This is a genomic window from Coleofasciculus sp. B1-GNL1-01 (assembly GCF_040220235.1).
GTDB lineage: Bacteria > Cyanobacteriota > Cyanobacteriia > Cyanobacteriales > Coleofasciculaceae > Coleofasciculus.
Map to the genome: position 1 here is coordinate 48,493 of NZ_JAVJTO010000151.1, position 9,561 is coordinate 58,053.

General features: G+C 46.8%; 8 protein-coding genes and 1 pseudogene. 5 read left to right on the forward strand and 4 right to left on the reverse strand.

Features of this window, described 5'->3' with window-relative positions; all coding sequences use genetic code 11:
• Positions 1–325: 325 nt before the first annotated feature.
• The gene (locus RID53_RS33460; RefSeq protein WP_446392198.1) at positions 326–1,792 is read left to right on the forward strand and encodes an MFS transporter; all 1,467 of its coding nucleotides are present in this window, start codon (positions 326–328) and stop codon (positions 1,790–1,792) included.
• Positions 1,793–2,359: 567 nt separating this feature from the next.
• Entirely contained in the window at positions 2,360–2,545 is a 186-nt protein-coding gene (locus tag RID53_RS33465; RefSeq protein ID WP_006101159.1) for an NblA/ycf18 family protein, read from the forward strand.
• Between the two features lie 405 nt (positions 2,546–2,950).
• Here the strand turns inward: RID53_RS33465 and RID53_RS33470 are convergent, their stop codons facing one another.
• A complete protein-coding gene (locus RID53_RS33470) occupies positions 2,951–3,085 on the reverse strand; it encodes a hypothetical protein (protein ID WP_446392199.1) in 135 nt (44 codons plus the stop codon).
• A gap of 98 nt (positions 3,086–3,183) precedes the next feature.
• Between RID53_RS33470 and RID53_RS33475 the strand changes: the two genes are divergently transcribed.
• Positions 3,184–4,062 carry a universal stress protein gene (locus RID53_RS33475; RefSeq protein WP_446392200.1) on the forward strand — a complete coding sequence of 293 codons (879 nt, stop codon included), beginning with the start codon at positions 3,184–3,186 and terminating at the stop codon, positions 4,060–4,062.
• Positions 4,063–4,085: 23 nt separating this feature from the next.
• On the opposite strand, the gene RID53_RS33480 is transcribed toward RID53_RS33475, so the two are convergent.
• A complete protein-coding gene (locus RID53_RS33480) occupies positions 4,086–5,039 on the reverse strand; it encodes a GAF domain-containing protein (protein ID WP_446392206.1) in 954 nt (317 codons plus the stop codon).
• 294 nt (positions 5,040–5,333) lie between these two features.
• The gene (mrdA, locus tag RID53_RS33485) at positions 5,334–7,124 is read right to left on the reverse strand and encodes a penicillin-binding protein 2 (RefSeq protein WP_446392201.1); all 1,791 of its coding nucleotides are present in this window, start codon (positions 7,122–7,124) and stop codon (positions 5,334–5,336) included.
• Positions 7,125–7,603: 479 nt separating this feature from the next.
• On the opposite strand from mrdA, the gene RID53_RS33490 reads away from it, so the two are divergent.
• On the forward strand, positions 7,604–8,737 hold the full coding sequence (locus RID53_RS33490) for an ABC transporter ATP-binding protein (RefSeq protein WP_446392202.1): 1,134 nt from the start codon (positions 7,604–7,606) through the stop codon (positions 8,735–8,737).
• A gap of 5 nt (positions 8,738–8,742) precedes the next feature.
• Positions 8,743–9,150: a hypothetical protein gene (locus tag RID53_RS33495; protein ID WP_446392203.1), complete on the forward strand. Its 408-nt coding sequence runs from the start codon at positions 8,743–8,745 to the stop codon at positions 9,148–9,150.
• Between the two features lie 150 nt (positions 9,151–9,300).
• Here the strand turns inward: RID53_RS33495 and RID53_RS33500 are convergent.
• A pseudogene (locus tag RID53_RS33500) lies at positions 9,301–9,561 on the reverse strand (hypothetical protein); the annotation flags it as partial.

The window sequence follows — 9,561 nt, forward strand, 5'->3', positions numbered from 1 at the left end:
TCAGCGACCACAAGAACATCAGTTCTGCAAAGGCGCTGAGGTTTTTTACATGCATTTAAAATAGTGGAATCGGTTGTAGGTTGGGTTGACGCCAGAAAATAAACACCTGAAAGACACTTGTAGAGGTGATCCGCATACATCAATTAACAGCTATCGCCCACTCAATTTGATCGGGTGTCCTCTGCTGAAACCGTTGAGTTAGTAGAACAAATAGGGTAACTGGTACGTCCATGACATGGAGGAATACGTTAGTGAAAAATACTCATGATTCGTCAAACTGAATAAGTTGTGTTAAATTTACGTGTTTAAGCAAGAAAAAACGGCAATGAGTAATCCCGCTCCATCAGATTCTCCAGTTCCACCAAAACCAGCCCAACCTGAAAAACTTAATCTTTCCACGAAAATGGCTTACGGGGCGGGTGATATGGGGGCGGGGATTACGGCTACCCTATTAGCCTTCTCCTTACTGATTTTCCTGACCAATGTAGCTGGATTAAGTCCAGGGTTAGCCAGTACGGTGCTGTTAATCGGCAAAATCTGGGACGCGATTAATGATCCCATTGTCGGACTATTAAGCGATCGCACTCGGTTCCGTTGGGGACGACGCCATACCTGGATGATCCTATCAGGTATTCCCTTTGGTGTGTTCTTTTTCCTGCAATGGGTTGTACCCCCTATCAATCAGTTGGCGCTGTTTTGGTATTACGTGATTGTCAGTATTTTATTCAACATGGCGTTTACAGGTGTCAATTTGCCCTATACCGCATTGACGCCAGAACTGACTCAAGATTACAACGAACGTACCAGCTTGAATAGTTTTCGCTTTGCCTTCTCCATTGGTGGGAGTATTCTCTCCTTAGCCTTGGGTCAATTTATCTTTGAAGCTATTCCCAATGATCAAACACAATATCTAGTATTAGGACTCATCTGTACACTTCTGTCTGTTTTACCCACCTATTGGTGCGTGTGGGGAACCACAGATCCAACGGCGGCGGGGGAACGGCGATCGCAGCAAACGGTGGAGGAGAGTAATGAAACGGAAATCCCTTTTTTAGAACAGCTAAAAATTGCCTTTAGCAATCGTCCTTTTCTGTATGTCATCGGGATTTATCTGTTTTCTTGGTTAGCCTTTCAGTTAACAGCGGCGATTATTCCCTATTATTTGGTTAACTGGATGGGTCAAGAGTCCTATTTTACCGCCGCGTTAGTGGTTCAATGTGTAGCCTTAGTGATGCTTTTTGTCTGGAACTGGGTGAGTCAGCGCGTCGGTAAACGGGCAGTTTATTTTATGGGAATGAGTGCCTGGATTGTCGCCCAAGGCGGATTATTTTTTTTACCACGGGATCAGGTTGGTTTAATGTATCTCCTCTTTGTCATGGCAGGGTTTGGCATTGCCATTGCCTATCTCATCCCTTGGTCAATGTTACCCGATGTGATTGAATTAGATGAACTAAATACGGGTCAACGGCGCGAGGGAATATTCTATTCGTTTATGGTACTCCTGCAAAAAATGGGATTAGCGTTGGGGTTGTTTCTCGTGGGACAAGCGCTAGATTTTGCGGGGTTTTTGAGTAGTGAACCGGGTCAACCGATACCAGAACAACCTGCTTCGGCGTTGCTAGCGATTCGGTTAGTGGTTGGTCCATTGCCTACCGTTTTCTTACTTTGTGGATTAATTTTGGCATATTTCTATCCCATCACTCGCGAAGTTCATGCAGAAATTCTGTTACAGCTTCAGGAACGCAAGTCGGGTACTGATACTTCTGCTGACGAAGGTTTGGAACTGGAGTGACGCTGTGACTCATAAAAATTGGCAACTCTGTAAGAATTAGAGCCGTTTAAACCCGGTATAGCAATGATGTCACAGTTTGCTGATGTTCCGTAAATATACTCAAGCAACTGTTCACATTGAGCAGTTTGCTCTAGGAACAAGCTGATACAAATGCCTCAATCCAAGAGCGGAAACTTTTCCGAACGCCTCCGTTTGGAGTACGCCGCCATTTAGGTGGGGGAGAGCCTGTGGACTGGTTGACCCTTCGACTTCGCTCAGGGTCAACACCGAGCGACGTCGAGGTGTTGAGTGCCGTCACTGTCAGGATGAAGCAGGAAGTAAAGCAAGTAAGCGGCACAGTTGTCCACTTGTGGGTAGCTTTGAGTCCGTTTTATGTAACTGTAACGGTTCTCCATCTTTGGATTCAAGAGAAATCTACATTGGGAGGTATAGGCAATTTGTCAAATAATTGTTACAGTTTTTAATATAGCTTGGGAACGGTTGACCCGTTCGCAGAACATAGCCCTTGCCAAATGCAGGCTTGTGTCATCTGAACGTCCATTTTTTCTAGCATTCAAGGAGATAACCATGTCCCAACCCATGCAACTTTCCCTAGAACAACAATTTAATATCCGCTCGTTTGAAACCCAGGTGCAGAAAATGAGCCGTGAGCAAGCTCAAGACTTTCTGGTTAAGCTTTACGAGCAAATGATCATGCGTGAAAATATGTACAAGGAGTTTCTCAAACATGAATGGGGTCTAGAACCCAGTTAAAAGTACGAGCAGTGGTCCCTGTGTAGTGGGCGACCTCCGTCTCTTGCTCGGTTCCTACGGTGGAAAGGGGCTGGGGATGCTGGGGCGTCAACTCTAGTAAGGCTTTGGTCGGAATGGAATAAGTTATAAGTAATGCGTCATCAAGCGTTGGATTGATTGGCTCAAAGGCTTCATTCTCTAAAACACACAACGCCACATCAGTGAAAAGAGAGTGTAGCGAACTGGCTGAAATGATTAGCTCAACAATGATTTAGTACAATTAAGCAAGAATATTCTATTCGGTTAGAACTCTAACCACAAAACGCGAAAACCAAGCGCACTAACAAAATATACTGCCTGTGGAAGACGGGCGGCTGCCTGTTGACGCCCTTGTAAGACCATCACCGGATTCAGTTCCGGACTTTCTCACTTGCTGAAAGTACCCAACGTGGCATCGGCGGATGAAACGGGAAATCCCGAAGACGAATAAAACCGTCCTTGATTTTTGCTAAGGTTGGGAAGCCCCAACTTCAGCGGATCTTGTTGGGGTACTTCACTCATAGACATCCCCTAAGCGGTAAGCTTGAATCCGTAAGCAGCCCAACGCCAAACCTGCTTTGACGCTGGGATCTGTGATAAAACAAACATTTTCCTATCTTATGTTTCAGCGTTGCTTAATTTGCACCGATTTTGCCGATGGTTTGTATCGGTTGGTTGAGTTTGTACCCAGTTTAGCGGCTAATGGTATCCAAAGGATTATCTTTCTTCATAGCGTACCGTTGTGGGAGGAAGGGGAAATTCCCCGGATAGATGAGGAAGGAATTACCCGCGCTCGCGATCGCCTGCAAGCTGGATTGACAACTATACCAGAGGGTGTAGAGGTTCACATCGAAGTTGTCTCAGGGCGTCCTTTGGATAATATACCCAAAGTTGCCAAACGTTACGAAGCCGATGTGATTCTGACGGGGATGGAAAGCCGCAATTTTTTACAAGAAAAGCTGTTTGGTAGCACTACAGCCGGATTAGCGAGGAACTATACCACTCCTTTGCTGATCCTGCGTCCCCAACTGGTTTCGACTTATACCTGTGAAGAACTCGAGCTGCGCTGTCAACATTTATTCCGTTATTTTCTGATTCCTTATAACGGCGGTAAAGCGTCGGAGTATCTGTTGCAAAAGGTGAAAGCTTATGCTCAAAAGCGCCCGGATCACTCACTCTCTGAGTGCTTGTTAATGTGGGTGATTGAAGAAGTGGGGCGTAAACCTGTTTCCAAGGAACAACAAGTCCAAGTCGCACAAGAAAAGCTGAAGCAGATTAAAGCGGACTTAGAAGCGCTGGGTTTGCAAGTTAAGACCGAAGTCCGAGTTGGTAATCCTTATCGGGAAGTTTTAGATGCGGCGACAGTGTTTGACATCAGCGCGATCGCGGTTTCCTCTGAAACAATCGGCAGTATTATTGAATTGCCTATCCGTAGCTTTGCTGGGGAATTAATGCGGCGTAGTTGGCATCCCGTTCTCTTCTTTCCACCACCGAGTTAAATTGGTTGATCAGGGAACTTCTGCTATACTAGCTTGGCGAAGCCCTGCCGTAGCTGTTGCGTTCGCTGCCTGAGTTCAGCAATCAACTCCTCTTCTCCCAAGACAACACCACCTCTGGTAATTTGTTGCTTCGCTTGAAGTTTGTGCGCCAGTTGATGGCAGAGCTGACATTTGCCTAAAATACCCATAATTGATGGGGAAAATTTCGCAAAAACGAATTCATCTTCTGAAGTAAATCCCTTTTTGTCAATTCGCTGCGATAAGTCTTCGTGAGGGTTTGAATGAGGTTTGAGCTTGTTGATAAATTGGGCAACAGCAACAACCTCTTTTTGGCGATTCAACAGGGGCCACGCCAGGATGGTATAAGTGCGGTACCCTGTTTTTTGATCCGTTTTCTTCGCTTGTTCTGAACGGGGGTCGTCGTAGACATCAAAGGGAATATTGATCATGTTGGACGAGCGGGCAGCTAAACCAACAATTCCCTTATTCATGGGGATATCAATGATTAAGGAACCCCCTTTGCCATCCTCAGCGATTAAAGAACCAACTTCCTTCTTGTGCTGATCGATTAAAAAGATACTGGCGCGATCGGCACTCAGCAAGTCTCCTGCTTTACGAGTGATACGACCTAACATTTCACAAAGAGTGCGTACCAAATCCTGTAACGCTTTATCGACCGTGTCTTTTTCGACGGAAAAATAAGAGCTAATTTGATTCTCACCCGAATTGAAGGCTACAGAAGATACAGAGGTGAGCGATGATTCTTGTCCCTCCAAGCCAGCCACTTCTCGCCAATCCAGTCCTAATAGCTGACAAATTTGCAGAAAATTTAGCCGATTAACGGGTTGACCTTTGAGAAAAAGATTATTAATTACAATAGGCAGCGAACGACCTAGCTGTTCAGCTAGCTCTTGCTCTTGTCCGTTACTCTTATATCTCCAAGCTTGTTCGACAGCTTGGATATATTTAGGGTGCACACTCAATGTTTTTGACATATAGGAGCAGCGGAAATCTAACGTAATCATACAATAGCTTTTCCGGAACTAGCATCAGCCAATTGGCTGAAGATGATTACGTTATTTGTCTTAGATTGAGGATCGGGGAACGGGGAACAGGGAACAGGGAACAGGGAACAGTGAACAGTGAACAGGTAAGGTAGAACTTTGGGTCAACTTCCCCATCTCCCTCATCTCCCCCAGCTCCCCCGGCTCCTGATAACTGATAACTGATAACTGATAACTCCCCCATCTCCCCGACACCCAACACCCGACCTACTTTTCCTTCTCCTCCGGGGACTTGGCATCAAAGTAAGCTTCCAACACCTGCTTAACCATCGGTGCAGCTACAGAACCGCCACCACCACCGGAATGTTCAGCAAAAGCGACCACGACAATCTCGGGTTTATCGAATGGCGCAAAGGCACCAAACCAAGCGTGAGGCTTTCCAGGTGGCGCTTCGGCTGTACCACTCTTTCCAGCTATCGGCGGTAGATGAGGCACATTTAACACTTGTCCCGTACCACCAGCAACCACAGCTCGTAATCCCTTACGTAGTGTCTCTATCGTTGAAGGCTTCATTTCCATTGACACCCGCCAATTGCTTAACGCCTCATTGTCCTTACGTAAATGCGGTTTAACTCGATAGCCACCATTCGCCGGAACCGCAAACATGACTGCCACTTGCAGGGGTGTCGCTTGCGTAAATCCCTGACCAATAGACATATTCACGGTATCCCCAACTGTCCATTCCCAGTTGAAGCGCTCCCGCTTCCAGGTATCATCGGCAATCAAACCCGCCGCTTCTTCAGACAACTCAATTCCCGTGGGTTGACCAAATCCATAGTTCCTTGCCCATTTAATCAGAGTTGGTCCACCTACCCCTTTGCCAATTTGACCATGAAACGTATTACTACTCCACGCCATAGCTTGCTGGTATCCCAACGGACCAAAACCGGCACGGTTCCATTCGCCAAAGGCTGTACCCCCAACATTCAAGGCGGCAAAGGTGGGTAAAACGGTACCTGGTCCAAATTTCCCCGACTCCATACCCGCTGTTTGGGTCACCACCTTAAACGTACTCGCCGGGGGAAATCCGCGCATCGCCCGATTGACAAATGGATTGCCTTTCCCTTGCAATTGCTTCCACATATCTGGAGTAATCCGGCTGGAGAAAATATTGGGATCGAATGTAGGGCGGCTAACCATCGCTAACACTGCCCCATTTCTGGGATCAAGGGCGACAATCGCACCCTTTTGATTGCCCAATGCGGCTTCGGCTGCCTTCTGGGTCTTTAAATCAAGGGTAATTTGCAGGTCTTTACCTGATTTTGCCTCTTTCTCACCCAGAATACTCAGAACTCGACCTGCACCATCAACTTCAACTTGTTGACCCCCCCATTCTCCCCGCAGGGTTGGTTCAAAGGCTTCTTCAACTCCCATCTTTCCCGCTACATCGCCCATGCGATACCCGTCGTCGAGACGTTGTGCGAGTTCTCGATCATTCAGTTCCCCGGTATATCCCAAAACGTGAGCAGCTAAATCCCCATTGGGATAATCCCTAACGGCTTCGATATCCACCTCGATGCCGTCCAGTTGATGGCTATACTCCTGTAAAGCGGTGATTTGGGCAGGTGAAAGCCCCCGTTCAATTCGGATCAGCGAGGGTGAATCAAAGCCAGCCCGTTCGACTCGTTTTTGAATCTCATCTTCGGGAATAGTTAACAGTTGGGACAAACGTTGGCGCGTTTGGGGCCATTCGGTTTTTTTCAGTGCCACGGGCCATAAGAACACTGAATGAGACAAGCGAGAGCTGGCAAGCACTTTGCCCTTACGGTCGAAAATATTGCCCCGCACTGGTTGCTTCGGTATCAGCCGAATCCGGTTATTTTCAGCCAGTTGTCGGTTACGTTCTCCTTGAACCAACTGTAAGTACGCCAGACGAGAACCCATTGCCCCGACTAGGAACAAACTGACAATCAGCATGACAATGACCGATTGGTAATTGCGTCCAACGGTACGGGGTGTCGTTTGGCGACCTCCGGAATAGGGCTGAATCACGGTCATAGTAAACGGCTTCTCAACTCTCTTTAGTAGTTTGTACTCAGTCTAGCTAGTGTTGATTGTGACGCTTTTTTCACAGAAGTGGCTTATCTGTGCCAAACTAGGTCGTTAACCCAGTCGCATCAAGGTGAAATAATAGCGCATCCTTTCCTCAAATGCATTCGCTGTAGATGTTCCTGACCGAAAAAAGGCAGAGGACAGAGGGTAAATAGCCTCAAGGAAAAAGTCCCCAAGAGATAAAGGGGGTAACAAAAGCGGATTTGGTATTATCCTGATGCTGAAGACAATCTTCTGGTTCCAGAGCTAAAAGGCTACGTCTGGGAGCGGTGAAATTTTTAGCGGGTCAATTCTTTGAAGCCACCCCGCCAGGTTAGTAGACAGATAAAATAGACCCAAGTATAAAAAAAAGGATTAACGAATTCACATTGGATCGGGTTTCATTGGTTAAATCAGGGCGACTTTGCGCTAGTGAATGAATTATTATGTTTCAACCTTCCGTTAAAGACCAACGCGCTCCGGATACTACGGCTGAGCTTGATGTTGAACTCCGCAAGGTTTTCAAGGTTTTCAATGGCGAGACAGCGGTTCGGGGAATTGACTTGAAGATCCGACGGGGAGAATTTTTTAGTATTCTCGGTCCCTCAGGTTGCGGTAAAACGACTACCCTGCGCTTAGTGGCAGGATTTGAGTCTCCGTCTGCAGGTGAGGTTTTGATTCAAGGGCAACCCATGAATCACATACCTCCTCACCGCCGACCTGTCAATACAGTATTTCAAAGTTACGCTCTATTCAATCACCTGACGGTTGCAGAAAATGTCGCCTTCGGGTTGCGACTGAAAAAGCTCAAGGGAACAGACATTGAGGAGCGAGTCAAACAAGCCCTCAAACAGGTGCAAATGGAAACTTATAGCAATCGATTTCCGGCTCAACTGTCTGGCGGACAACAACAACGGGTAGCATTAGCACGAGCCTTGGTGAATCGTCCTACTGTTCTATTGTTGGATGAACCCTTGGGAGCTTTAGATTTTAAGCTTCGCAAAGAAATGCAGGTGGAACTATCCAACTTGCATCAGGAGTTGGGGTTAACGTTTATTATGGTGACCCATGACCAAGAAGAAGCCTTGAGCCTATCTGATCGGATTGCCGTGATGGAGGCGGGAAAAATTGAACAAGTGGGCAACCCCACTGAAATCTACGAACGTCCCCGTACCCCCTTTGTGGCTGATTTTATCGGTGATACGAATCTGTTTAAGGGTCGCCTGCACGCTGCCGATGCCTCTACGCTACAGATTATCACGCCCAGTGGTTTAGAGATAGTTGTGCAATCCCCTGACGCCAAAGAATGGATGAGTAACTCTAAGGAAATGGTGGTTAGCGTGCGTCCGGAGAAAATTCGCTTGAGTCTTTCACCACCCAACTCAACCGTGAATTGCTTTGAAGGTCGTCTCAAACATGTTATGTATCTGGGAACTCACGTTCACTTGGTCGTGGAACTCCTAACCGGCGATCGCCTGACGGTTATGCTGCCGAATAATGCTATGAACAAGCTACCCGAACCCCATACCTCAGTGTACGCCCGTTGGGCAACGACCGATTGTATCGCGTTAGAGGAGTAATTACTATGGCATCATCAGGAGTCAGGTTGTTTTTAGCCGAATTGGAGTCGCACTGTAACTCGAGTGCGATCGCGACGTTCCTTAATAGTGATGGAGAGTCATTTGCCATTGACCTTAATCGTCAGGGACATAAGGTAACCTATGGAACGAATTTGGATATCAAGGAATTCTTTGTCGCCAAACTTTTGGGGGGGTGTCAACCTCATGGTTCGTTGATCCTGCGTTCGTTTACGCCGGATATTGACGAATTTACCCAGTTACCCATCAAAGAATTACGGGGCTATGTTCTGCAAGGGACAGGGAATGATCTCGAATTTGAGAAACTTCCCCCCAAGGTGATGTTTGCCTGTCACAACACCGATGCTGAAACTGGGGAACCTTTGCCCCTAGAACAATCTGTCCGCTATTGCTAAAGTTGTTGTTCGTCCTTTGTCATTCGTCCTACTCGCTTTCATCGAGAAGCAAGCTACGTCATTTGTCCTTTGTCCTTCATCAGGGAACAGGGAATAGGAAATTCTAGAACGCTCATTGTTATTTACCCTGGGTTAGTTGACCAATAACCGTTAATCATTGATTGTTAGTAAGGTCAAAGCAATGACCAATGACCAATGACCAATGACCAATGACCAATGACCAATGACCAATGACCAATGACCAATGACCAATGACCAATGACCAATGACCAATAACCAATGACCAATGACCAATGACCAATGACCAATGACCAATGACCAATGACCAATGACCAATGACCAATGACCAATGACCAATGACCAATGACCAATGACCAATGACCAATGACCAATGACCAATGACCAATGACC

Coding starts and splice junctions, on each gene's coding strand:
- RID53_RS33495 (WP_446392203.1), top strand. CDS start 8,743: ATGGCATCATCAGGAGTCAGGTTGTTTTTAGCCGAATTGGAGTCGCAC.
- RID53_RS33460 (WP_446392198.1), top strand. CDS start 326: ATGAGTAATCCCGCTCCATCAGATTCTCCAGTTCCACCAAAACCAGCC.
- mrdA (WP_446392201.1), bottom strand. CDS start 7,124: ATGACCGTGATTCAGCCCTATTCCGGAGGTCGCCAAACGACACCCCGT.
- RID53_RS33475 (WP_446392200.1), top strand. CDS start 3,184: ATGTTTCAGCGTTGCTTAATTTGCACCGATTTTGCCGATGGTTTGTAT.
- RID53_RS33470 (WP_446392199.1), bottom strand. CDS start 3,085: ATGAGTGAAGTACCCCAACAAGATCCGCTGAAGTTGGGGCTTCCCAAC.
- RID53_RS33490 (WP_446392202.1), top strand. CDS start 7,604: ATGTTTCAACCTTCCGTTAAAGACCAACGCGCTCCGGATACTACGGCT.
- RID53_RS33465 (WP_006101159.1), top strand. CDS start 2,360: ATGTCCCAACCCATGCAACTTTCCCTAGAACAACAATTTAATATCCGC.